Here is a 22,420-nt window from a genome sequence, read left to right as displayed (position 1 = left end):
CAATTCTCATTTGCTCTTTTTGGAGCACACCCACACGGGGGGCCGAGCATGCTGACCTTGCTCAATCTGCTTTCCGCCGTGACCCTGCTTATCTGGGGCACGCACATCGTCCGTACCGGCATTTTGCGGGTCTACGGTTCCAACTTGCGCCAAGTCATCGGGCAGAACATGTCCAAGCGCTGGCTGGCGTTTATCGCCGGTATCCTGGTGACGGCCATGGTGCAGAGCAGCAACGCCACGGCGATGCTGGTGACGTCGTTTGTCGGCCAGGGCTTGATGGGCCTTATGCCGGCGCTGGCGACCATGCTCGGCGCCGACGTCGGTACTGCATTGATGGCGCGGGTGCTGACCTTCGACCTGTCCTGGCTATCGCCGCTGCTGATTTTTCTTGGGGTGATTTTCTTCCTGTCGCGCAAACAGACGCGGGCAGGGCAGATGGGCCGCGTCGGTATCGGCCTGGGTCTGATCATTCTGGCGCTGCAACTGATCGTCGAAGCGGCCGGGCCGATTACCCATGCCCAAGGCGTCAAAGTTATCTTCGCCTCACTGACCGGCGATATTTTGCTGGATGCCTTGGTCGGCGCGCTGTTTGCAATGATTTCGTACTCCAGCCTGGCCGCCGTGCTGCTGACCGCCACCCTGGCCGGCGCTGGTGTGATCGGCCTGCACGTGGCCATCGGCCTGGTGATCGGCGCCAACATCGGCAGCGGCGTGCTGGCTTTCCTCAGCACCAACATGCAGAACGCCGCCGGCCGCCAAGTGGCGCTGGGTAGCTTGCTGTACAAGCTGATAGGCCTGTTGCTGATCATTCCGGTGCTCGACCCGCTCGTACGCTGGATGGATGGTTTGGACTACAGCGCCCAAGGCATGGTCATCACCTTCCATGTGCTCTACAACACCACGCGCTGCCTGATCCTGCTGCCCACCATCGGGCCAATGGCGCGCCTGTGTGCCTGGTTGCTACCGGAGCAACAGGAAACCAACGGCAAAGCCAGGCCCCGCCACCTGGACCTGGCCTCGCTCGCCACCCCAAGCCTGGCGCTGGCCAACGCGGCCCGCGAAACCCTGCGCCTGGGTGACCTGATCGACAACATGCTCACCGCCATGCTCGAAGTGCTGCGTGGCAAGCAAACCGCCATTACCCAGGAAATGCGCAGCCTCAGCGATGACGTCGAGGCCCTCTACAGCGCGATCAAGCTGTACCTGGCGCAAATGCCCCGCGAAGACCTCAGTGAACAGGACAGCCGCCGCTGGGCCGAGATCATCGAGCTGTCGATCAACCTCAAGCTGGCCGGCGACCTGATCGAACGCATGCTGCGCAAAGTCCAACAGCAGAAAACCTCGCAGCGCCGACAGTTCTCCGAAGTCGGCCTGGAAGAGCTCACCGGCCTGCACAGCCAATTGATTGCCAACTTACACTTGGGCCTGTCGGTGTTCCTCAGTGCCGACCCCGAAAGCGCCCGCCAACTGCTGCGTGAAAAGCGCCGCTTTCGCGCCCAGGAGCGGCGCCTGGCCCACGCTCACGTCAGCCGTCTTCAGCGTAAAATCGTACAGAGCCTGGAGACCAGTTCCCTGCACCTGGAGCTGATTGCCGACATGAAGCGCCTGAACTCGTTGTTTTGCAGCAGTGCGTATGTCGTCTTGGAAACGACTGACACCGGTGCACTCTCCGCCGAAGATATTGCCGACATCACTCATTCGCCCTGAACGTACGATGGCCCGTGAAGTCAGTTAACAATGGACCTCACCCGCCAGGAAGCTTGTTATGCGTCGCCTGTTACTTGCCTGCCTGCTCATGGGCTCGGCACACACCTTTGCCTTTGACCGCCTGCAAGTCGAAGGCTACACCTTGCCCAATGGCCTGCAATTGCTGCTTAAGCCGGGCACCGAGCGTGGGCACGTGGCGATCCGCATGGTGGTGGGCGTAGGCCTGGATGACTTTCCCTGCGACGAAAAAGAACTGCCGCATCTGCTGGAGCATTTATTGTTCAGCGGCATCGACGGCGGTGGTGAAGGCGACCTTGAAGACCGCATGCAAGCCCTCGGCGGCGAATGGAACGCCTACACCAGCAATGCCGACACCACCTTTGTGATCGAGGCGCCCGCGCAAAACCAGCGCAAGGTGCTGGACCTGTTGCTGGCGATCCTCACCCGCACCGAACTGACCGACGCCAATATCAATGCTGCCAAACAAGTGGTCGAACGCGAAGACGGCGGCCATTACTCGCACCTGCAACGCTTGCTCGACCGCCAGGACCTGGGCCACACCGCCAGCAACCAATTAGCCGTCGAACTGGGGCTCAAATGCGCCGAACGTGCCGAAGTCAGTCAACTGACCCGCGATCAGTTGCAAACCCTGCGCACACATTGGTACGCGCCCAACAACATGACGCTGATCATCGTCGGCGACCTCGACAAACTGCTTCCGGCGTACCTGGAGCGCACTTACGGTCAACTTGAACCGGTCGAGCCCACTGAGCACCGGCCACTGCCGGAGATCCAGCACACCGCCGCCAGCCATCGCGACCTTATCCACGGCTGGGTCGGTGACAGCGCCAAACTGCACTGGCTGTTCCCTGAACCGGTATTGGACGACCAGCACGATGAAACCTACGACTTGCTCAAGGACTACCTCGACTGGGCGCTGTACCGTCAACTGCGTCTCAAGCACGGCTTGTCCTACGGCCCCTGGAGCGAACGCGAAGTACTCGGCAGCGTCGGCTTCCTCAGCCTGAATGCCGACCTTGAGCGCGACAACCTCCCTGAAGCTGAACAGGTGTTGCAGGACCTCACGGCGCAACTGCTCAAGGACGGCCTCGACCCGGCCGTCTTCAACCGCTTGCAGCAAGCCGCCATCGCGCGCCAAGCCTGGGCGGTGCAGGGCAACAGCGCGCTGGCCGACTATTACTGGAGCGCTGCCGGCGACTATGCCGACGGCCATCTCAGCGACCCGGCCAAACGTATAAAAGCCGTGAGCTTAAAACAGGCAAACCTGGCCATGCGCCAGGTTTTCGACCAGCCGGGCTACTGGCGCATCGAAAAACCCTTGCTGAGCTATGACGCCCTGAGCTGGATCGGTGCCGGTGTACTCGCGCTGATCGCCAGTGTGTTGATCGGCGTGCGTATTTATCGCAAACGGATCACGTAATGAGACACCGAACACAGGGCTAAGACGTTATTCTGTCTGGGATTTTTCCTACACCAAGTGTGAATCGCCAATGCCAAATCTACCGCCCCTTATCCAGCGCATTATCGAACTGATCAAGCGCTATCCCGGGGTGATTGCACTCGGCGGTTTCATATCGGGTGTGGGCAGCTTCATCCTGGTGGATCGCCAGCAGGGCATGGCCAGTTGGATTGCGGTGATCATGCTGGTGAGCTGGCTATGGCTGATGCTGGAAAACAGCTTTACCCAGCTGTTCGCCAAAGTCTTCAAGCGCGAAATTCCCGAGCCGCTGCTGCGCTATGCAACCCAGATGATCCACCAGGAAAGTCTGTTCTTCGTATTGCCGTTCTTTTTTGTCACCACTGCCTGGAACAGCGGCCAGTCGGTGTTCACCGGCCTGCTCGGCGCGGCGGCGCTGGTGTCGATCACCGACCCGCTGTACTACAAGTGGCTGGCACCCAAGCGCTCGCTGTTCCTGGCGCTGCACACCCTGACCTTGTTCGCGGCACTGCTCACCGCACTGCCGATCATCCTGCATCTGACCACCGCCGAAAGTTACAAGTTGGCACTCGGCGTGGCCATGGCGTTGTCGATCCCGAGCCTGGCAGTGAGCTTGCCGCTGCGCAGCATCAAGGGCTGGGTGATGCTGCTCGGGGTCACGGCCGCCATTGGTTGCGCCGGTTGGTTCCTGCGCAGCTGGGTACCGCCCGCCACGTTATGGATGACCGAAGTGGCGATCAGCACCCAGCTGCAAGACCGCACACCGGGCGATGACCTCAAAGAAGTCACCGCCGCGCAACTGCGCAGCGGCGGGCTGTACGCGTACACCGCGATCAACGCGCCACGCGGGCTGGATGAGCGGATTTACCATGTGTGGAAATTCAACGGCCAAGAGGTCGACCGCATTGCCCTGGATATCCATGGCGGGCGCAAGGAAGGCTATCGCGCCTGGACCCACAAGCAGAACTTCCCGGCCGACGCCGTGGGCCGCTGGCAGGTGCGGGTGTTGACGGAGGACGGGCAAGTCATCGGTGTGCTGCGCTTTAAAGTCACTGACCCAGCGCAAACGGACAACCCAAAGTAGGCCGTATCGTGCTATTACGTAGCAATTGTGGATAGCCAAACAAGCTCGGAGCTTATGACCACTCGTACAACGGCCGGCGCAGCCCACCTCGACACTTCCAGTGCTCCCCCGTTACTCAGGATTACGGGGGACTGGACGCTTGCCCACTACGCCAATCTTAAAAAGCTGAGCGACAAGCTCGACGGCCAATACGACGCCGGTGCGCGCATCGACCTCAATGGCCTCGGCGCCCTGGATACCGCCGGCGCCTCGCTGCTGGTCGAGTTGCTGGGCCCGGAGCGCATAGAGCATTCCGCCGAGCAGACCGATTGCAGCTTGTCTACCGCCGACCGAGCACTGCTCAAAACCGTCTACCGCTCCCTGAACGATTTCTGCGTACCCGACAAGGAGCCGGAAGAAGCCGCCGGTATCCAAGTGCTGGCGCGTATCGGCCGAGCTGTGGACACGGTTTGGCAGGACGGCATGAAACTGCTGGGCTTTATCGGCCTGATCCTCGAAACCTTCGCCCGTGGCGTGTTCCGTCCCAAGCGCTGGCGCATCACACCGATGGTCGCGCATATCGAACAAACCGGCCTCGACGCTGCGCCGATCGTCGCGCTGCTGACGTTTCTGGTGGGCGCCGTGGTGGCGTTCCTCGGCGCCACCGTGCTCAAGAGCTTCGGCGCGACGATTTTTACCGTGGACCTAGTGGCGTTCTCTTTCCTGCGTGAATTCGGCGTGTTGCTTACGGCCATCCTGATCGCCGGCCGCACCGCAAGTGCCTTTACCGCACAAATCGGCTCGATGAAGGCCAACGAAGAAATCGACGCGATCCGCACCCTGGGCCTGGACCCGATGGAATTGCTGGTACTGCCACGGGTAATGGCATTGCTGGTGTCGCTGCCGATGCTGACATTTTTGGCGATGCTCTCGGGGATTGTCGGCGGCGGCGTGGTGTGTGCCGTGGCCCTGGATATTTCGCCGGCGATGTTTCTCTCGCTGCTGCAATCGGACATTGGTGTGCAGCACTTTCTGGTGGGCATGGTAAAAGCGCCGATTTTCGCGTTCCTGATCGCGGCGATTGGTTGCCTCGAAGGCTTCAAGGTCAGCGGCAGCGCCGAATCGGTCGGCGCCCACACCACCTCCAGCGTGGTGCAATCGATCTTTGTGGTGATCGTGCTGGATGCGGTCGCCGCGATGTTCTTTATGGAGATGGGCTGGTGAGTCGTCTACACCGTGCGCCCACTGAGGCGGTGATCGAAGTGCGCGGTCTGTGCAATCGCTTTGGCAGCCAGAGCGTGCACGAGAACCTCGACCTGGATTTGTACAAAGGCGAGATCCTCGCGGTGGTCGGCGGCTCCGGCAGCGGCAAGTCGGTACTGCTACGCAGCATTGTCGGCCTGCGGCGGCCCAGCGAAGGTGAGGTGCGGGTATTCGGCAAGAACCTGCCCAATCTGTCCGAACATGAACGCTCGCTGGTGGAACGGCGCTTTGGCGTGCTGTTTCAGAAGGGCGCGCTGTTTTCCTCGCTGACGGTTACCGAAAACGTCGCCCTGCCGTTGATCGAACACGCCGGCCTCAGCCGTCGCGACGCCGAGCACTTGGCGGCAGTCAAGCTAGCCCTGGCGGGGCTGCCTTTGTCGGCGGCGGATAAATACCCGGCGTCACTGTCCGGCGGCATGATCAAGCGCGCGGCCCTGGCACGTGCCTTGGCGCTGGACCCGGACATTCTGTTTCTGGACGAACCCACCGCCGGCCTCGACCCGATTGGTGCGGCGCAATTCGACCAACTGATCCTGACCCTGCGCGATGCGCTGGGCCTGAGCGTGTTCCTGGTCACCCATGACCTCGACACGCTGTACACCATCACCGACCGTGTGGCGGTGCTGGCGCAGAAGAAAGTGCTGGTGGCCGATGCCATCGATGTTGTCTCGGAAACGGACGACGCCTGGATTCACGAATATTTCCACGGCCCCCGTGGCCGCGCGGCATTGGATGCCGCTCAATCGCTTAACGAGGTATGACATGGAAACCCGAGCCCATCATGTGATGATCGGTCTGTTCAGCGTGATCGTGGTGGTCGGCGCAATGCTGTTCGGCCTGTGGCTGGCCAAGTCCAGCGTCGACAGCGCCTTCCAGGAATACGAGGTGGTGTTCAACGAGGCGGTCAGCGGCTTGTCCCAGGGCAGTTCGGTGCAATACAGCGGGATCAAGGTTGGGGATGTCACCAGCCTGCGCCTGGACCCGAAAGACCCGCGCCGGGTACTCGCACGCATCCGCCTGGCTGGCCAAACGCCGATCAAGGAAGACACCCAGGCCAAGCTGGCACTGACCGGCATCACTGGCACCTCGATCATCCAGCTCAGCGGTGGTACGCCGCAAAGCCCGGAACTCAAGGGCAAGGACGGCAACCTGCCGGAAATCATCGCCTCGCCGTCCCCCATCGCGCGCCTGCTCAATAACAGCAACGACCTGATGACCAGCATCAACCTGCTGCTGCACAACGCCAACCATATGTTCTCGCGGGAGAACGTCGAGCGCCTGAGCAACACCCTGGATAACCTGCAACAAACCACCGGCGCCATTGCCGACCAACGCGGCGATATCAAGGTGGTGATGCAACAGTTGATGCAGGTGAGCAAGCAGGCCAGCGCCGCGCTGGAACAAACCACCACGTTGATGCGCAATGCCAACGGCCTGCTCAACGACCAAGGCAAACAAGCCTTCGGCAGTGCCGAGCAGGCCATGAAGTCGCTGGAGCAAAGCACCGCGACCATCAACACCTTGCTCACCAACAACAAAGACTCGGTGAACAGCGGCATGCAGGGCCTCAATGAACTGGCGCCGGCCGTGCGCGAATTGCGCGAAACCCTCGGTTCGCTGCGCGCCATCTCCCGCCGCCTCGAAGCCAACCCCAGCGGTTACTTGCTGGGCAGCGACAAGAACAAGGAGTTCACGCCATGAAGCGTGCTTACCAAGTAATCGCCCCGCTGGCCTTGGTGCTGATCAGCGCCTGCTCGATCCTGCCCAAGCCCGATCCGTCTGACGTGTACCGCCTGGCGTCGGCGCAAACCAGCACCCAAGGCACGCCGGTGAGCTGGTCGCTGCGGGTATCCAAGCCGCAGAGCAGCGAGTTCCTCGACAGCCCGCGTATTGCCGTGGTGCCAAACGGCGACCTGATCAGCAGCTACGCGAACTCACGCTGGAGCGACCCGACGCCGGTGTTGCTGCGCAATCTGTTTATGGACGGTTTCCAGCGCGATGGGCGGGTGACATTGCTGAGTACCGACGAGACCAACCTGCAGGCCGACTACGAGCTGGGCGGGCAGTTGCAGGCGTTTCAGAGTGAATACCACGGCAGTGCGGTGGAGGTGGTGATTCGCCTGGACGCACGGCTGGTGCGAGGCAGTGATCAGCGGATTATTGCCAGTCGGCGGTTTGAGGTGAAGCAGCCGGTCGGCGATACAAAAGTGCCGGCGGTAGTGGCGGCGTTTGGGCAGGCGGGAGATCTGTTGAACAAGCAAGTGGTGGATTGGGTGGTGCAGCAGGGAAACACAGCTTTTGTGGCGAGGGAGCTTGCTCCCGCTGGGCTGCGCAGCAGCCCCAAAACCCGCCCATGAGTGTTAACTGACACACCTGCCAAACTTTGTTGGGGCCGCTTCGCGGCCCAGCGGGAGCAAGCTCCCTCGCCACAGGTACCTAAGTCTTAACCAAAGAACCAGTAGCACACCGCAATCGCCGCCACTACGCCGGAAAACTCCGCCAGCAACGCGCACCCAACCGCATGCCGAGCCCGCTGGATGCCCACCGAACCAAAGTACACCGCCAGTACATAAAAGGTGGTCTCGGTACTGCCCTGGATCGTCGCCGCGACCAACGCCGGGAAGCTGTCCACGCCCTTGGCCTGCATGGTCTCGATCAACAGCGCCCGCGCCGCGCTACCTGAGAACGGCTTGACCATCGCCGTCGGCAACGCGTCGACAAAGCGCGTGTCCATGCCCGTCCAGGCCACCACATGGCGAATGCCTTCCAGGCCAAAGTCCAACGCTCCGGAAGCGCGCAATACGCCCACGGCGCAGAGCATCGCCACCAGATACGGCAGCAGGTTCTTGGCAACATCGAAACCTTCTTTGGCGCCTTCGACAAATGCCTCATACACCTTGACCTTGCGCAACGCACCGATCACCAGAAACAGCATGATCAAGCCAAACAGCGTCAGGTTGCCGAGGATCGACGACAAGCCCGCCAGCGCCGTGGCGGACAAGGTCGCCAGCAACGCCATAAAGCCGCCCAGCACCAACGCGCCGGGAATCAGATAGGCCAGCACCACCGGGTCCCACAAACGCAGGCGCTGCATGACAGCCACCGACAACAGGCCCACCAGCGTGGAGGCGCTGGTGGCCAGCAGAATTGGCAGGAACACCAGCGTCGGGTCGGCGGCGCCTTGCTGGGCGCGGTACATGAAGATGGTCACCGGCAACAGCGTCAGCGAGGACGCGTTGAGCACCAGGAACAGAATCTGCGCATTGCTCGCGGTATTGGGGATGGGGTTGAGTTCCTGCAACGCCTTCATGGCCTTGAGGCCGATAGGCGTGGCGGCGTTGTCCAGGCCCAGGCCGTTGGCGGCGAAGTTGAGGGTGATCAAGCCGATGGCCGGGTGGCCGGCCGGCACTTCCGGCATCAAGCGGCGAAACAACGGGCCAAGCGCCTTGGCCAGCCAGTCGACGATGCCGGCTTTTTCGGCGATGCGCAAAAAGCCCAGCCATAAGGTCAACGTGCCGAACAGCAGCACCATCACGTCGACCGACAGTTTGGCCATGGCAAAAATGCTTTCGACCATCGCCGCAAAAATCCCGGCATTACCGCCAACCAGCCATTGCGCCAGTGCTGACACCATTGCCACGACAAAGAAGCCAAGCCACAGGCCATTGAGCATCAGTTGAATCCCCCGAAAGATGGGGCGAATGATAGCGGGGCTGGCAGAAACGACAAACCCCGGAATTTTCCGGGGTTTGTGTCAGAGCAGTCGTGCTATCAGCCGCGGGTAGCTTGTGCGGTCGGTGTGGCTTCTTTGCTGCGCCAGTGCGGCAGCGAGTTCCAGTAGCGCTCGCCCTTGGCATCGTCGTACATGCCTTCCCAGCGGGAGATGACCAGAACGGCCAGGGCGTTGCCGATCACATTGAGTGCGGTGCGCGCCATGTCCATCACGCGGTCGACACCGGCGATAAAGGCCAGGCCTTCCAGCGGAATGCCCACGCTGCCCAGGGTAGCCAGCAATACCACGAAGGACACGCCCGGCACGCCGGCGATACCTTTGGAGGTAACCATCAGGGTCAGTACCAGCATCAGTTGCTGGCCGATCGACAGGTCGATGCCATACAGCTGGGCGATAAAGATGGCCGCGATGCTCTGGTACAGGGTCGAACCGTCGAGGTTGAACGAGTAGCCGGTCGGTACTACGAAGCTGCAGATGGCCTTTGGCGCACCGTAGGCTTCCATCTTCTCGATCACGCGCGGCAACACGGTTTCGGAGCTGGCGGTGGAGTAGGCCAGCACCAGTTCATCTTTGAAGATGCGCATCAGCTTGAGAATCGAGAAGCCGAACAGGCGGGCGATCAGGCCCAGTACCGCAAAGGCGAAGAACAGGATGGCGACGTAAACCAGGATCACCAGCTTGGCCAGCGGCAGCAAGGAAGCAAAGCCGAAGTTGGCGACAGTTACCGCGATCAGGGCAAATACACCGATTGGGGCGTACTTCATGATCATGTGGGTCACTTTGAACATGCTCTCGGACACGCCCTGGAACATGGTCACCAGCGGCTCGCGCAGCTCAGGCTTGAGGCTCGACAAGCCCAGTCCGAACAACACCGAGAAGAAGATGATCGGCAGCATGTCGCCACGGGCAACGGCGGCGAAAATGTTCGATGGGATCAGGTTGAGGATGGTTTCGATGAACGCATGCTCATGCTGCACTTCGGCGGCGGTGGCGGTGTACTTGGAGATATCGACGGTACCCAGGGTACTCATGTCGATGCCGGCGCCCGGGTGGAACAGGTTGGCAAGCAACAGGCCGACCACAATGGCGATAGTGGTGACCACTTCGAAGTAAAGGATGGTTTTGACGCCGATTCGACCAAGCTTTTTCGCATCACCTACGCCGGCGATGCCGACAATCAGCGAGGAAATCACAATCGGGATCACGATCATCTTGATCAGGCGGATAAAGATATCGCCTGCCGGCTGCAACACATTGCTGATCCACCAGGCTTTTTCAGCACTGAAATGGTTGAGCACTGCACCGATTGCGATCCCCAGTACCAAACCGATGAGGATCTGCCAGGCGAGGCTTAGCTTTGCCTTCTTCATGTCATTACCCTTACTTCAAGTGGACTTAAGGCAAATGCGCCACCTGCAACGCTCGGAAGCGAAAAAGTGCGCGCATTTGCCTCCATGGAAGGTCACCGCAGCATGGCCGAAATGGCTTACTGGCAGGCGAAAAAAGGCGCAACTATTCCCATGCAAGGGTTCGACGTCTAATGCCGTAAACGCCTACCCTATGCCGAATCGGCATGACTTTTTTTGAAATTAACTGTCCGAATGGTCAGTTCAAATCCGCCATTAAACCCCGTGAATATGCCGTTAACCGGCCAATACCGGCTCGCTCAGAGATGTTGGACGACTTATATGGGTTGGCAAAAATGCCTGGGAATTCACTGACCTGGCGTCAGAAATGTCCTATGGCAGAGCCAAAATTTTCTCGATAGATGGTCGCCACGAAACACCAAGTAATGGTTGGGAATGCGCAAAAGAGAGATTATCGGCTATGAGCTGTATAAGACGCGGAGCATCAGAGTGATAAGCCCGTCGCAAGTTCAGCAAGCGTGAGGGCTTGTGAACTTGCGTCGCAGCTTTTCACCTGACCCGGCCCTTGCGCAGGCACTCCCTGTACCCGTAGGTCACGCCGATCTCGATTGATCAGAGCAACCCGGCCCCCTGGTCATGCATCACCCTTGGCGGGCGATGCAGACAGAAAGAAGCGAAGGGCTTCTTTCTATGGACGCCGGCCCCGCAGACGACAGACGCGTCAGACGGAACCTAGTACCAATTCGGATCTTTCTTAAGCTGCTCCATCAGCAGCTTTTGCATGCCTTCGTTCGGCTTACCGATAAAACGGTAATCGGCGTGCCGCGTCGGGGACTTGTCTGCCGGCAAACCGGCCGGGACTTCCACCAACATGGCGTAGGCATCTTCCTTGTCGAGGCTGAAGGCCACGATCAGGCGCTTGTTCAGGCACGTATCTGCGGTTTCACAGAGCGGCCCCACCAAGTACTTGTCGCCATCTTCTTCCACGGCATTCATTTGATCGGCCGTACCGGACAGGTTCATCACCCATTCCGGCAGGCGCTGTTCTTTCTTCACCACGCTTTGCCAGGTTTCGCGGTACTGCTTGTCCGCACTGAGCAATTCGTTGGCTCGGGATTGGCCGTCATTAGCGGCCATCACCAGGCCGCTGCCGCCCAAGAGCAGGGCGGCAGCCATGGCTTTAAAGGACAAATGGGTCATATTCAGCCTCGGCCGCGACGACCAAAGAAGAACGAAGCGATGAACATCACCAGGAAAACCACAAACAGAATTTTTGCGATACCCGTGGCGGTGCCCGCGATACCACCGAAGCCCAGGACTGCAGCCACAATGGCGATGATCAGAAATGTGATTGCCCAACTCAACATGGTGATTCTCCTTACGCTTTTATAGGGGTAACAGCGGTAGTGCCGTGCAGCCGCTCAACACAAGCGACCTTTTCTTGCTTAGAACACCCAGCGCTCTTGGGTTGGCAATTCACCCAGGGTTGAATCCTGGTCTGCCACTCTCAATTGCGGGGCGGTTACATCAGTCGTAACGCTGGCGCTGCCAACGGAACGGAAATGGGTTTGGGTCATCGACGGACGTTCGAATTGCGCGGTTTGCTGCTGACTTTGCTGCCAATGCTGCATCTGCTGGCCGGCAATCAACGTGACCATCAACGCCAGGCTGGCAAACAGACCTTGCTGCAAGCGCAGTGGCGATACACGTAGTCGGCTGAGGCTTTGGCGAGTCATGCTGCATTTCTCCCGCATTCTGATTATTCGTTGGGAGAGCTATTGCAGAGTGCATGCCAGTTTTTTTACAAAATAAAACTCAATTAAATCAATAGGTTATAGATATACCAAGACAGTATCGAACAGCATCCTGCACGATGCCCCTTTGCAGGCCGTGCGAAATGCACGATGGTCAGTGGTCGGGTCAACGGATCGAAACCGCTGCGGGCGTTGCCGAAGTGGCAAGGAGGCATGAAAACGCCATCAATCAGCGTCTTTGTAGGAGAACGTGAAGATACCTGCGCGAAGATGCCTTTTATGAATCAGAATAAACCATGCAACTTGCCCGATTAATCCGGGACTAAACACCATCATTTATAGTTAAGGAGCGCGGGACAGATGGAATCAGCCAAGGAACTTCAAGGCCGCATTCTTTTAGTGGATGACGAATCCGCAATCCTCCGCACCTTCCGTTACTGCCTGGAAGATGAAGGCTACACCGTAGCCACAGCCAACAGCGCCGCCCAAGCCGATGCGCTGATGCAGCGCCAGGTCTTCGACCTGTGCTTCCTGGACCTGCGCCTGGGCGAAGACAACGGCCTGGATGTGTTGGCCCAGATGCGCATCCAGGCGCCATGGATGCGCGTGGTGATTGTGACCGCGCATTCGGCCGTGGACACCGCCGTTGACGCGATCCAGGCCGGCGCCGCCGACTACCTGGTCAAGCCCTGCAGCCCTGACCAACTGCGTCTGGCCACCGCCAAGCAATTGGAAGTACGCCAGCTGTCGGCGCGCCTGGAAGCGCTGGAAGGCGCAGTGCGCCAGCCCAAGGACGGCCTCGACTCCCACAGCCCGGCGATGATGGTAGTGCTGGAAACCGCACGCCAAGTTGCAGGCACCGATGCCAACATCTTGATCCTGGGCGAGTCAGGCACTGGTAAAGGTGAATTGGCCCGCGCCATTCACGGCTGGAGCAAGCGCTCGAAAAAATCCTGCGTAACCATCAACTGCCCGTCGCTGACGGCGGAACTGATGGAAAGCGAGCTGTTCGGCCATAGCCGTGGCGCCTTTACCGGTGCCAGTGAGAGCACATTGGGCCGGGTTAACCAAGCCGATGGCGGCACGCTGTTTCTCGATGAGATCGGCGACTTTCCCCTGACGTTGCAGCCCAAACTGCTGCGCTTCATTCAAGACAAAGAATACGAACGTGTAGGCGACCCGGTCACTCGACGCGCCGATGTGCGCATCCTGGCGGCCACCAACCTGAACCTGGAAGACATGGTGCGCGACGGCCGCTTCCGCGAAGACTTGCTCTACCGCCTCAATGTCATCACCCTGCACTTGCCGCCGCTGCGCGAGCGCAGTGAAGACATTTTGACCCTGGCCGACCGTTTCCTGGCGCGCTTCGTCAAGGAATACGCCCGGCCAGCGCGTGGCTTCAGCGATGCCGCCCGTGAAGCGCTGCTTAACTACCGCTGGCCGGGCAATATCCGCGAACTGCGTAACGTGGTGGAGCGGGCCAGCATCATTTGCCCGCAGGAAAAGGTTGAAATCAGCCACCTCGGCATGGCCGAACAGCCGACCAACAATGCCCCGCGTATCGGCGCAGCACTGAGCCTGGACGAGCTGGAGAAAGCCCATATCGGTGCCGTACTCGCTACCAGCGACACCTTGGATCAAGCGGCCCGCACGCTGGGCATCGACGCGTCGACCCTGTACCGCAAACGTAAACAGTACAACCTGTGAGCTGTACCTTATGAAGCTTGCGATGAAACTGCGCACTCGGTTGTTCCTGAGTATCTCAGCGCTGATCACCGTCGCCCTGTTGGGACTGGTCCTGGGACTGGTCAGCGTCATGCAAATGGCCAAGAGCCAGGAGTCGCTGATCCGCAGTAACTTCATCACCCTGGACCTGGGCCTAAAACTGCGCCAGACCCTGGGCGACCAGTTGATCCTGATGCTGGAGGAGCAGCCCGACCCGGCTGCTCTGCAAACATCCAAGCAGAATTATTTTGCGCTGCTGGACCAGGGCATCGCCCATGAGCAGCAAGACGGCAAGACCAGTGGCTTCAGCCAGGCGCGCGTCGACTACCTGGACTTCCTCAAAGCGTTTGACGAGACTCAGCGAAGCTCACTGGCCAACAATAAAAGCGAAAAACTCACCGAAACCTTCAATGCGTTGCGCAACGGTCTGATCGCCGAACACAAACAAGCCTTGGAAAATATCAACGCCAGCGAGCACAAGTCGCGCAATCGCGCCCTGTTGATCGCCGGCTTGCTGGGGCTGGTCGGCTTGGCGGTATTGATCATCGGCTTCGTCACCGCCCATGGCATCGCCCGGCGCTTTGGCGGGCCGATTGAAGCCTTGGCCAAAGCTGCCGACAAGATCGGGCAAGGCGATTTCGAAGTGACGCTGCCGATCTCATCGGCGGCAGAAATGAATCAACTGACCCGTCGTTTTGGCATCATGGCCGAAGCATTGCGCCAGCATCAGGCGACCAATATCGATGAGTTGCTCGCTGGCCAGCAACGCCTGCAGGCGGTGCTCGACAGCATCGACGACGGCTTGCTGATGATCGACCGCCAAGGCCGCCTGGAACACCTCAACCCCGTGGCGCAGCGCCAACTGGGCTGGGACGAGGAACGTCTCGGCCAAGGCCTGGGGGAAGCCTTGGGCCGCCCTGAAATGGATGAGCAACTGCAACTGGTGCTGCGCGGCGGCAACCTGGAGCGCGCGCCGGACGATCTGGAAGTGGAAGTCGAAGGCGAACTGCGCCTGTTGACCTACAGCCTGACGCCGGTCAGCCATACCCAAGGGCATATTCTAGGTGCGGTGATGGTGCTGCATGACGTCACCGAACAACGCGCGTTCGAACGGGTGCGCAGCGAGTTCGTATTGCGCGCCTCCCACGAATTACGCACGCCGGTGACGGGTATGCACATGGCCTTCGGGCTGTTTCGCGAACGGGCGAAGTTTCCTGCCGAGTCCCGTGAGGCCGACCTGCTGGATACGGTCAATGAAGAAATGCAGCGCCTGATGCAGCTGATCAACGATTTGCTTAACTTCTCGCGCTACCAGAACGGCCTGCAAAAACTTACCCTCGGGCCGTGCGATGTCACCGACTTGCTGGAGCATGCGCGGGCCCGGTTCACGGAGCCTGCGAACGCACAACACATCGAACTGCTGGTGGAAGCCCAATCCGAATTGCCCAGGCTGTATGCCGACCAGGTTCAGCTCGAGCGAGTACTCGATAACCTTTTAGGCAATGCTTTGCGACATACCGCCGATGGCGGCCAGATTCGCCTGCAGGCACGCCGCCACGGCGAGCGGGTGATTATCAGCGTCGAAGATAACGGCGAGGGTATTGCTTATGGCCAACAGGGGCGCATTTTCGAACCTTTCGTACAAGTAGGCCGCAAGAAAGGCGGCGCCGGCCTGGGGCTGGCGTTGTGCAAGGAAATCGTACAGCTGCACGGCGGCCGCATGGGCGTGTATTCACGGCCGGGGCAGGGTACGCAGTTCTATATGGCACTGCCGTTGTAGCCTGGATACAAAAAATGTGGGAGCGGGCTTGCCCGCCGCGATTACGGTGGCTCAGTCAAAACTTTGTTGACTGACACTCCGTCATCGCGGGCAAGCCCGCTCCCACATTCGCGTCGGCTTACGGCTTATCGGCGGTTCAATGCGCTCAGGATCGCAGCACTTTCAGCATCCGGCGTGCCGTCGAACCGTGATGGCCGGAAGTGCATCTGGAATGCAGCGATCACATGTCGCGTGGCCACATCCAGTTCACCCGTCTGCGGCGTCTGGTAGCCCAGGCGCGCCAGTTCTTCCTGGAACCACGTAATACTCGGCAGGCTAACGGCATACTGTTGCTGGAACCGAGCCACTGCCTGTGCATCCGGCCATACGCCCAAACCTTCAGCCGCCAGGCGCTTCCACGGGAACAACGGGCCTGGGTCAAGCTTGCGCAGTGGCGCAATGTCGCTGTGGCCGATGATGTTCTTGGGGTCGATGCCGTTGCGTTTGCTGATGTCCTTGAGCAACACCACCAACGACTGCACCTGGGCCTCGGAGTACGGGTACCAGAGGCGGCCGGTCGGCGCGTCGGTATAACCTGGGTTCACGATCTCGATACCAATGGAGCTGGAGTTGAGCCAGGTGCGGCCCGCCCACTCGCTTTCACCGGCGTGCCAGGCACGCTGGCTCTCGTCCACCAGCTTGTAGATAGTGCCTGAGGCGTCGTCGCCGATCAGGTAATGGCTGCTGACTTGGCCATGCGTGAGCAGCGCCAGGGAGCGCTCAAGGCTGGCGGAGGTGTAATGGACAACGACGAACTGCACGCGGTTGTCGTGGTTCGACGAAGGGTGACTGGTGTTCAGGCGCGGGCCGCTGGCGCAGCCGGCGAGCAAAAGAAGCACAAAGGCAATGCAAAAGGATTTCATGGCAGAAGACAGTACGCAGAAGACGATAATGCAACAGTGTAACGGATGGTTCGCGGCTCGACGGTCAAATAACAAAATGGAACATTTTTTACGCCGCCTGCACCCGGTTGCGCCCGGCCGCCTTGGCTCGGTACAACGCCTCATCGGCACGCTTGAGTGCCAGGTCGCTGCGCTCTCCCGGCTGGAACTGCGCCACGCCCATGGACACCGTGATAGTCACCGGCTCGCCCTTGAAATGGAACGGGCACGCTTCGATGGCTGCACGCAGCACCTCGCCTACGTCCAGGGCATCTGCCAGGGCTGAGTCCGGCATCAACAATACAAACTCCTCACCCCCAAATCGCGCGATAAAATCGCTGGGGCGCAGGCGCTTGCGCAACACATTGGCGATGATCTTCAGCACCTTGTCGCCCGCCAAGTGGCCGTAGCCATCGTTGATGCGCTTGAAGTGGTCCAGATCGAGCATGGCCAGGGACAAGCTGTTACCACGCTGATGCCAGCTATTCACTTCGTGGTCCAGCCGCTCGCTCCAGGCCGCACGGTTGGGCAGGCCGGTGAGGGGATCGATCAGGGCCTTCTGACGCTGTACTTCAAGGTGCTCGCGATAACCTTGCGCTTCGTGCTCCATGTTCGCCACCCGCTCGGCCAGGCCTTTGAGCCGCGCCGCGACTTCCTGCTCGCGCTGGTCACGCTGTTGCTGGTGCTCGTCCATGGTGCCGAGCAGGCCTTCAAGGTGGCTTTCCAGCACGTGTTTGAGGCTGTCCAGGTCAGCCGCTTCCTGCACGCTGCTTTGCAGGCCGTCGACCTGCTCACGGATCTGCGTATCCAGCTCCCGCGCCGCCGAGCGATTGTCGGCATGGCCGTCACTGGCCACCTGCAGATGACCCTGGAAGGCTTCGAGGCGTTCATTGAGCTGCTTGAGGTAGGCCTCGAACTCATGCTGGCCGCTGTCGGTAATCGCCAGCATCAGCACCGCCAGGTCATCGAGGATTGGCAGCAATTCGTACCAGTTCAACCCATGGGCCAGGCGCTCGCGCATGGCTTCGGCCTGCGGCCGGTGGCGTTCCGGCAAGGACAAGTCTTCCAACAGGCCGAGCAAGGTGTCTTCAATATGCTTGGCGACGGAACTGTAGGACGGCTCAGGGGAGTCGGGCAGGGCGTAGGTGCCGTCCGATTGCAGTGCATCGGGGTCGAATTCAGGGCTTTCCAGCACAGGCGGGAGCGACAGGCTGCCGATGACCGTTTGATCTGGCGTGTCGACTTCAACCAGCGGCTCGTCGATAAAAGCGGCAAGGGCGCTTTCGGGCGCTGCCTCCTCTACCGGCGGCTCAGGTATCTCGAGTTCAGAGACTTCTGTAGGCCCGGCAGGGACTTGCTCCAGCGCCGGTGCCTCGAAGACAAAAGTCTCGCCAGCGACTTCAGCCACTTTGACCGGCTCAGCCGGTTCAGGCTGCGCGGCGGCCGGCGTTACCGGCAAGGGCGCAAAAGCGCGCAAGGCTTGGGTCAGCTCTTCGGATTGCGCGGGCTCTAGCGGTTCGGGCACGGCTTTGGCAGCAGCAGGTTTCGGCGCCACCGGTTGCGGTGCAGAGAGCGGGGCAGATTCAACCACCGGCGCCTCATTCGACACATCCTTTGCACCAAACAGGCGTTGCAGCAGGCCTGGCCCAGGACGCGCGGCTTCGCCTTCCGGCTCCAGGTTATTCAGCGCCTGCCCTTGCAGGCTGCTTAACTCGCTGAGCAGCAGCGGGATCTCACGCGCCTGGCCGACTCGACCATCAAGCTGCTTGGCAAAGGTTTTCAGCGGGCGGGCGACTTCACGCGGCAGGGGCAGTTTCTGCAGCTGCGCGACCAAGGCCGTCAGCGCGGTGCTGATCTGGTCGACCCGGGTTTCGCGGCGCTGTTCCGAGTCGAGCACGGCCTTTTCCAGGCGTGGCAGCAAGGCCGCGAGGGCCGCGTCCATGTCGTCGGTGCGCACCACATCACGCATCTCCTTCATGCATTGGTCAACCGCACGGTCGGTGCCTTCCGCCGCCAGCGTGCTGCGCACCAGACCGCGGCGCAACAGGTCGAGGCGGGCAGCCCAGCGGCGTTCGAGCTTGTCTTGCTGCTCAACGCTTTTAAGGTATTTCTCTTTCCAGCGCTGGGCGTCGTCGCTCATGCAAGAGGGCCACTGGTGCCTGGGCTCAACGCGGGTAATGCATCAGCCGTGAGCGAACCCGGCAGACGAATCTCTACCGCGACCGGCAGGTGATCGGAGATGGGCTGCGCCAGCACCTGCACGCTTTCCAGTGTGAGGCTCGGGCTTAGCAGGATATGGTCGAGACAGCGTTGCGGGCGCCAGCTGGGGAACGTGGCTTCGACTTGCGGCGCCAGTAACCCGAGGTCGCGCAACGGGGAATTCTGCAACAGGTCGGTGGCATGGGTGTTCATGTCACCCATTAGTACCTGGTGCTTGTAGTTGCCAATAAGATCACGCACATAGGCCAACTGGAGGTTACGTGTACGCCCTCCCAGCGCCAAGTGCATCATCACCACCACCAAGGCTTCCGGGCCTTCGCCGAAACGCACGAGGATAGCTCCACGACCTTTGGGGCCGGGCAACGGGTGATCTTCGATGGCGGTCGGCTTCAAGCGGCTGAGCACGCCATTGCTGTGCTGCGCCAGGCGCCCGAGGTTGCGGTTGAGTTGCTGGTACCAATAAGGGAAAGCACCGAGGTGGGCGAGATGCTCCACCTGATTGATATAACCGGAGCGCATGCTACCGCCGTCGGCTTCCTGCAAGGCGACCAGATCGAAGTCGTTGAGCAGGTCACCGATTTTCTGCAGGTTACCGGTACGCCCTTTGTGCGGCAGCAGGTGCTGCCAGCCGCGGGTGAGGTAGTGCCGATACTTCTCGGTACTGTTGCCCACCTGGATATTGAAGCTGAGCAGCCGCAGACGGCTGTCTGCCGGCAAGCCCGTGGACTCCAGGTGATGTTCGTTGACCCGCGGTTCATGCAGGCCAACGCTTCGTTCAGTACCCCAGCCGCGCATGATGGCCCCCTTACTTGGCTGCGCGCTCTTTAGCGATCAGTTGGTCGGCAACATTGAGGGTTTGCTCAGGACCACCGGTGGAACCGAGGTCGAAACGGTATTTGCCGTTGACGATCATGGTCGGTACGCCTTGCACGCCATACTTCTGCGCGAGTTCCTTGGCCTGTTTGATTTGGCCCTGGATAGCGAAGGAGTTGAAGGTGGCCAGGAACTTGTCTTTGTCGACGCCCTGAGTGGCAACGAAATCGGCCATGTCTTCAGGTTTGGTCAGGCGCTTGCCTTCTTTTTGAATCGCATTGAAAACAGCGTTATGAACCTTGTGCTCAACACCCATGGCTTCCAGGGTCAGGAACAGTTGGCCGTGGGCATCCCATGGGCCGCCGAACATGGCTGGAATACGTTTGAAATTCACATCGGACGGCAGTTTTTCAACCCAAGGGTTGATGGTCGGCTCAAAAGCATAGCAATGCGGGCAGCCATACCAGAACAGCTCCACCACTTCGATCTTGCCTGGCTCGGAAACCGGCACCGGGTTAGCCAATTCAACATAGGTCTTACCGGCTTCAAGCGGCACGTCGGCAGCTTGTGCGGTCATGCCGAAGAGGCTGGCAGTGACGAGAGCGGCGCTGAGGATCAGATTACGCATGCTTTACTCCTGGACAAATAAAGTCGCCTCACGCGACCTTTAGTTGTGACAGGTCTACGCGGGCATGAGTTCGTTAGTGTAACGGCACCGGCCACAAAAAAGGGCGGCCTAAGCCACCCTTTTTATGCTTGCATCGATGGATTAATCGAGCGTTAACGTCGCCGGCCCAATCAGTGCAGGCCCTGAATATAGCTGGACAGCGCTTCGATATCTTTATCAGAAAGTTTCGCCGCAATATCAGTCATCATTTTGTTGCTGGCATCGCCATCGATGAAGCGAACCTTCTCGCGAAAGTCCTTCAATTGCTTGGCTGTGTATTGGGCGTGCTGGCCACTCAGATGAGGGAAACCAGCCTCGGCGAGCCCACTGCCACCTGCGATGTGGCAAGCCTTACAGGCAGGCATGCCACCGATAGGCTGGTCTTCGGCGAGCTTGCCGCCCTGAAACAATGCCTGGCCTTTATCCACCAGCTTCGGATCAGCAGCTCCCACACTGCCTTTCTGGCTGGCAAAATACGCCGCGATGTCTGCCAGGTCCTGATCGCTGAGATTGGTCAGCAGGCCGGTCATTTCCAGCACCGTGCGCTTGCCGTCCTTGATGTCGTGCATCTGCTTGGTCAGGTAACGCTCACCTTGACCGGCCAGTTTGGGGAAGTTCGGCGCCGGGCTGTTGCCATCCGGTCCATGGCAAGCACCACATACGGCGGCTTTCGCCTGGCCCGCTGTAGCGTCGCCTGCAGCATGGGCAACACCGGTGATGCCCAAGGTCAACAGCAGACTCACGATCAGTTTGTTCATCAGCTAATCCAACTACGGCTAAGGGTTTAAGAGTTATCTACCGGGTTTACTCACCATCAACTCGTTGATGGCCTGGTAATCCTCAGTACTGCAGTCCATGCACAAACCACGCGGCGGCATTGCCTTGAAACCCTGAGTCACGTGTTGCATCAGCGTAGCCATGCAAACTCGGTTGTACAGCGCCTCCGGATCCTGTGTAGCCTGAGCGCCTAAAAAGCGCGATCAGGACACCAAAAGCGCGCAACCATCAGGTCATACATCGACCTTTTCAGGGTTTGAGAGCGTTTTGCGTTCTAATGCGCAATGAAGGTCTTTCGCTCCCGTGAACTTCATCCTTCGCTGGGACAAAGCACACACAAAATCTGCGGCATTATATACTGGCGCTACTGAAACGGAAACGACACCGCTTGCCGCACCCTTTCTCGGCACCGCCCACATCGGAAATCTCATGCAACTCAAGAATCCCATCCTCGGCCTGTGCCAACAGTCCACGTTCATGCTCAGCGCCGCCAAAGTGGACCAATGCCCCGATGACGAAGGCTTTGAAGTCGCCTTTGCCGGCCGCTCCAACGCCGGTAAGTCCAGCGCGCTGAACACCCTGACCCACGCCAGCCTGGCGCGCACCTCGAAAACCCCGGGCCGCACGCAGCTGCTCAATTTCTTCAAGCTAGACGATGATCGGCGTCTGGTCGACCTGCCGGGCTACGGTTACGCAAAAGTACCTATCCCGTTGAAGCTGCACTGGCAGCGTCACCTTGAGGCTTATCTGGGTGGCCGCGAGAGTTTGAAGGGCTTGATCCTGATGATGGACATCCGTCATCCAATGACGGATTTCGACCTGCTGATGCTCGATTGGGCCGTCGCCAGCGGCATGCCGATGCATATCCTGCTGACCAAGGCCGACAAGCTGACCTACGGCGCAGCCAAGAACACCTTGCTCAAAGTGCAGTCCGAAATTCGTAAAGGTTGGGGCGACGCGATCACGATCCAGTTGTTCTCGGCGCCCAAGCGCATGGGCCTGGAAGACGCTTACACTGTGCTGGCCGGCTGGATGCAATTGGCGGACAAGGGCGCAGAAATCGCCGAGTAACTTTTGCGCAGGCAAAAAAAACCCCGGACTTCGTATGGGGAGGGGAAGTTCGGGGTCCAAGTTCCGGACCGCTAGGGCGGGGTCCAGATATCTGCCAACAC

The 22,420-nt window shown here is 59.8% G+C and carries 20 protein-coding genes and 1 pseudogene; 10 read left to right on the top strand and 11 right to left on the bottom strand.

The annotated features are described in order from the left end of the window. Positions 1–48: 48 nt before the first annotated feature. The 7 genes from P5706_RS00325 to P5706_RS00295 all read left to right on the top strand — a co-directional run bounded on the left by P5706_RS00325 (position 49) and on the right by P5706_RS00295 (position 7,849). Positions 49–1,707: a Na/Pi cotransporter family protein gene (locus tag P5706_RS00325; protein ID WP_285678279.1), complete on the top strand. Its 1,659-nt coding sequence runs from the start codon at positions 49–51 to the stop codon at positions 1,705–1,707. A 58-nt stretch (positions 1,708–1,765) separates the two neighbouring features. Continuing rightward, entirely contained in the window at positions 1,766–3,148 is a 1,383-nt protein-coding gene (locus P5706_RS00320) for a M16 family metallopeptidase (RefSeq protein WP_285678278.1), read from the top strand. A gap of 70 nt (positions 3,149–3,218) precedes the next feature. Then, complete coding sequence (locus P5706_RS00315; protein ID WP_200430946.1) at positions 3,219–4,250, top strand: DUF5924 family protein; 1,032 nt, start codon at positions 3,219–3,221, stop codon at positions 4,248–4,250. Positions 4,251–4,304: 54 nt separating this feature from the next. Then, positions 4,305–5,453: an ABC transporter permease gene (locus P5706_RS00310; RefSeq protein WP_200430947.1), complete on the top strand. Its 1,149-nt coding sequence runs from the start codon at positions 4,305–4,307 to the stop codon at positions 5,451–5,453. Then, a complete protein-coding gene (locus P5706_RS00305) occupies positions 5,450–6,253 on the top strand; it encodes an ABC transporter ATP-binding protein (RefSeq protein ID WP_017139076.1) in 804 nt (267 codons plus the stop codon). The genes P5706_RS00310 and P5706_RS00305 overlap by 4 nt, the downstream gene beginning before the upstream one ends. Before the next feature lies 1 nt (position 6,254). Further along, on the top strand, positions 6,255–7,193 hold the full coding sequence (locus tag P5706_RS00300) for an MlaD family protein (protein ID WP_200430948.1): 939 nt from the start codon (positions 6,255–6,257) through the stop codon (positions 7,191–7,193). Then, the gene (locus P5706_RS00295; protein ID WP_285678276.1) at positions 7,190–7,849 is read left to right on the top strand and encodes an ABC-type transport auxiliary lipoprotein family protein; all 660 of its coding nucleotides are present in this window, start codon (positions 7,190–7,192) and stop codon (positions 7,847–7,849) included. Before P5706_RS00300 ends, P5706_RS00295 begins: the two co-directional genes overlap by 4 nt. Positions 7,850–7,935: 86 nt before the next feature. Here P5706_RS00295 and P5706_RS00290 read toward each other — a convergent pair whose 3' ends face one another. The 5 genes from P5706_RS00290 to P5706_RS00270 all read right to left on the bottom strand — a co-directional run bounded on the left by P5706_RS00290 (position 7,936) and on the right by P5706_RS00270 (position 12,328). Further along, complete coding sequence (locus tag P5706_RS00290) at positions 7,936–9,165, bottom strand: spore maturation protein (RefSeq protein WP_200430950.1); 1,230 nt, start codon at positions 9,163–9,165, stop codon at positions 7,936–7,938. Positions 9,166–9,263: 98 nt separating this feature from the next. Further along, entirely contained in the window at positions 9,264–10,595 is a 1,332-nt protein-coding gene (gene gltP / locus P5706_RS00285; RefSeq protein ID WP_200430951.1) for a glutamate/aspartate:proton symporter GltP, read from the bottom strand. Positions 10,596–11,324: 729 nt separating this feature from the next. Continuing rightward, positions 11,325–11,792 (bottom strand): inhibitor of vertebrate lysozyme family protein, encoded by a 468-nt coding sequence (locus P5706_RS00280; RefSeq protein WP_200430952.1) that lies wholly within the window; start codon positions 11,790–11,792, stop codon positions 11,325–11,327. A gap of 2 nt (positions 11,793–11,794) precedes the next feature. Next, the gene (locus P5706_RS00275; RefSeq protein WP_003170804.1) at positions 11,795–11,959 is read right to left on the bottom strand and encodes a DUF1328 domain-containing protein; all 165 of its coding nucleotides are present in this window, start codon (positions 11,957–11,959) and stop codon (positions 11,795–11,797) included. Positions 11,960–12,037: 78 nt separating this feature from the next. Beyond that, positions 12,038–12,328 carry a hypothetical protein gene (locus P5706_RS00270; RefSeq protein ID WP_285678275.1) on the bottom strand — a complete coding sequence of 97 codons (291 nt, stop codon included), beginning with the start codon at positions 12,326–12,328 and terminating at the stop codon, positions 12,038–12,040. Between the two features lie 378 nt (positions 12,329–12,706). Between P5706_RS00270 and algB the strand changes: the two genes are divergently transcribed. Continuing rightward, positions 12,707–14,053: a sigma-54-dependent response regulator transcription factor AlgB gene (algB, locus tag P5706_RS00265; protein WP_056861018.1), complete on the top strand. Its 1,347-nt coding sequence runs from the start codon at positions 12,707–12,709 to the stop codon at positions 14,051–14,053. A 10-nt stretch (positions 14,054–14,063) separates the two neighbouring features. Continuing rightward, positions 14,064–15,851 carry an ATP-binding protein gene (locus P5706_RS00260; protein ID WP_285678274.1) on the top strand — a complete coding sequence of 596 codons (1,788 nt, stop codon included), beginning with the start codon at positions 14,064–14,066 and terminating at the stop codon, positions 15,849–15,851. A gap of 125 nt (positions 15,852–15,976) precedes the next feature. Here the strand turns inward: P5706_RS00260 and P5706_RS00255 are convergent, their stop codons facing one another. From P5706_RS00255 to P5706_RS00230, 6 genes and pseudogenes are all read right to left on the bottom strand, one after another. Next, positions 15,977–16,753, bottom strand: a complete 777-nt coding sequence (locus P5706_RS00255; RefSeq protein ID WP_200430955.1) for an N-acetylmuramoyl-L-alanine amidase — start codon at positions 16,751–16,753, stop codon at positions 15,977–15,979. Positions 16,754–16,841: 88 nt separating this feature from the next. After that, complete coding sequence (locus P5706_RS00250; protein ID WP_285678272.1) at positions 16,842–18,911, bottom strand: GGDEF domain-containing protein; 2,070 nt, start codon at positions 18,909–18,911, stop codon at positions 16,842–16,844. After that, complete coding sequence (locus P5706_RS00245) at positions 18,908–19,789, bottom strand: endonuclease/exonuclease/phosphatase family protein (protein WP_371923638.1); 882 nt, start codon at positions 19,787–19,789, stop codon at positions 18,908–18,910. The genes P5706_RS00250 and P5706_RS00245 overlap by 4 nt, the downstream gene beginning before the upstream one ends. 7 nt (positions 19,790–19,796) lie before the next feature. Beyond that, positions 19,797–20,432 carry a thiol:disulfide interchange protein DsbA/DsbL gene (locus tag P5706_RS00240; protein ID WP_200430957.1) on the bottom strand — a complete coding sequence of 212 codons (636 nt, stop codon included), beginning with the start codon at positions 20,430–20,432 and terminating at the stop codon, positions 19,797–19,799. 170 nt (positions 20,433–20,602) lie between these two features. Next, entirely contained in the window at positions 20,603–21,229 is a 627-nt protein-coding gene (locus P5706_RS00235; RefSeq protein WP_200430958.1) for a c-type cytochrome, read from the bottom strand. A gap of 33 nt (positions 21,230–21,262) precedes the next feature. Next, positions 21,263–21,473, bottom strand: a pseudogene (locus P5706_RS00230) (cytochrome). A 204-nt stretch (positions 21,474–21,677) separates the two neighbouring features. On the opposite strand from P5706_RS00230, the gene yihA reads away from it, so the two are divergent. Further along, positions 21,678–22,319, top strand: a complete 642-nt coding sequence (gene yihA, locus P5706_RS00225) for a ribosome biogenesis GTP-binding protein YihA/YsxC (RefSeq protein ID WP_065931961.1) — start codon at positions 21,678–21,680, stop codon at positions 22,317–22,319. The last annotated feature ends 101 nt before the right edge of the window (positions 22,320–22,420 follow it).

Origin of the sequence: Pseudomonas sp. ChxA (assembly GCF_030263855.1) — a bacterium.
GTDB classification, from domain to species: Bacteria; Pseudomonadota; Gammaproteobacteria; order Pseudomonadales; family Pseudomonadaceae; genus Aquipseudomonas; species Aquipseudomonas fluorescens_CB.
This window is presented reverse-complemented; position numbering and strand designations above follow the sequence as displayed.

Bases quoted from the DNA above. Each gene is read 5' to 3' on its own strand.
- P5706_RS00270 (WP_285678275.1), bottom strand. From the start codon at position 12,328: ATGACTCGCCAAAGCCTCAGCCGACTACGTGTATCGCCACTGCGCTTG.
- gltP (WP_200430951.1), bottom strand. From the start codon at position 10,595: ATGAAGAAGGCAAAGCTAAGCCTCGCCTGGCAGATCCTCATCGGTTTG.
- P5706_RS00275 (WP_003170804.1), bottom strand. From the start codon at position 11,959: ATGTTGAGTTGGGCAATCACATTTCTGATCATCGCCATTGTGGCTGCA.
- P5706_RS00290 (WP_200430950.1), bottom strand. From the start codon at position 9,165: ATGCTCAATGGCCTGTGGCTTGGCTTCTTTGTCGTGGCAATGGTGTCA.
- yihA (WP_065931961.1), top strand. From the start codon at position 21,678: ATGCAACTCAAGAATCCCATCCTCGGCCTGTGCCAACAGTCCACGTTC.
- P5706_RS00255 (WP_200430955.1), bottom strand. From the start codon at position 16,753: ATGAAATCCTTTTGCATTGCCTTTGTGCTTCTTTTGCTCGCCGGCTGC.
- P5706_RS00310 (WP_200430947.1), top strand. From the start codon at position 4,305: ATGACCACTCGTACAACGGCCGGCGCAGCCCACCTCGACACTTCCAGT.
- P5706_RS00315 (WP_200430946.1), top strand. From the start codon at position 3,219: ATGCCAAATCTACCGCCCCTTATCCAGCGCATTATCGAACTGATCAAG.
- algB (WP_056861018.1), top strand. From the start codon at position 12,707: ATGGAATCAGCCAAGGAACTTCAAGGCCGCATTCTTTTAGTGGATGAC.
- P5706_RS00325 (WP_285678279.1), top strand. From the start codon at position 49: ATGCTGACCTTGCTCAATCTGCTTTCCGCCGTGACCCTGCTTATCTGG.
- P5706_RS00260 (WP_285678274.1), top strand. From the start codon at position 14,064: ATGAAGCTTGCGATGAAACTGCGCACTCGGTTGTTCCTGAGTATCTCA.
- P5706_RS00235 (WP_200430958.1), bottom strand. From the start codon at position 21,229: ATGAACAAACTGATCGTGAGTCTGCTGTTGACCTTGGGCATCACCGGT.
- P5706_RS00240 (WP_200430957.1), bottom strand. From the start codon at position 20,432: ATGCGTAATCTGATCCTCAGCGCCGCTCTCGTCACTGCCAGCCTCTTC.
- P5706_RS00295 (WP_285678276.1), top strand. From the start codon at position 7,190: ATGAAGCGTGCTTACCAAGTAATCGCCCCGCTGGCCTTGGTGCTGATC.
- P5706_RS00320 (WP_285678278.1), top strand. From the start codon at position 1,766: ATGCGTCGCCTGTTACTTGCCTGCCTGCTCATGGGCTCGGCACACACC.
- P5706_RS00250 (WP_285678272.1), bottom strand. From the start codon at position 18,911: ATGAGCGACGACGCCCAGCGCTGGAAAGAGAAATACCTTAAAAGCGTT.
- P5706_RS00300 (WP_200430948.1), top strand. From the start codon at position 6,255: ATGGAAACCCGAGCCCATCATGTGATGATCGGTCTGTTCAGCGTGATC.
- P5706_RS00280 (WP_200430952.1), bottom strand. From the start codon at position 11,792: ATGACCCATTTGTCCTTTAAAGCCATGGCTGCCGCCCTGCTCTTGGGC.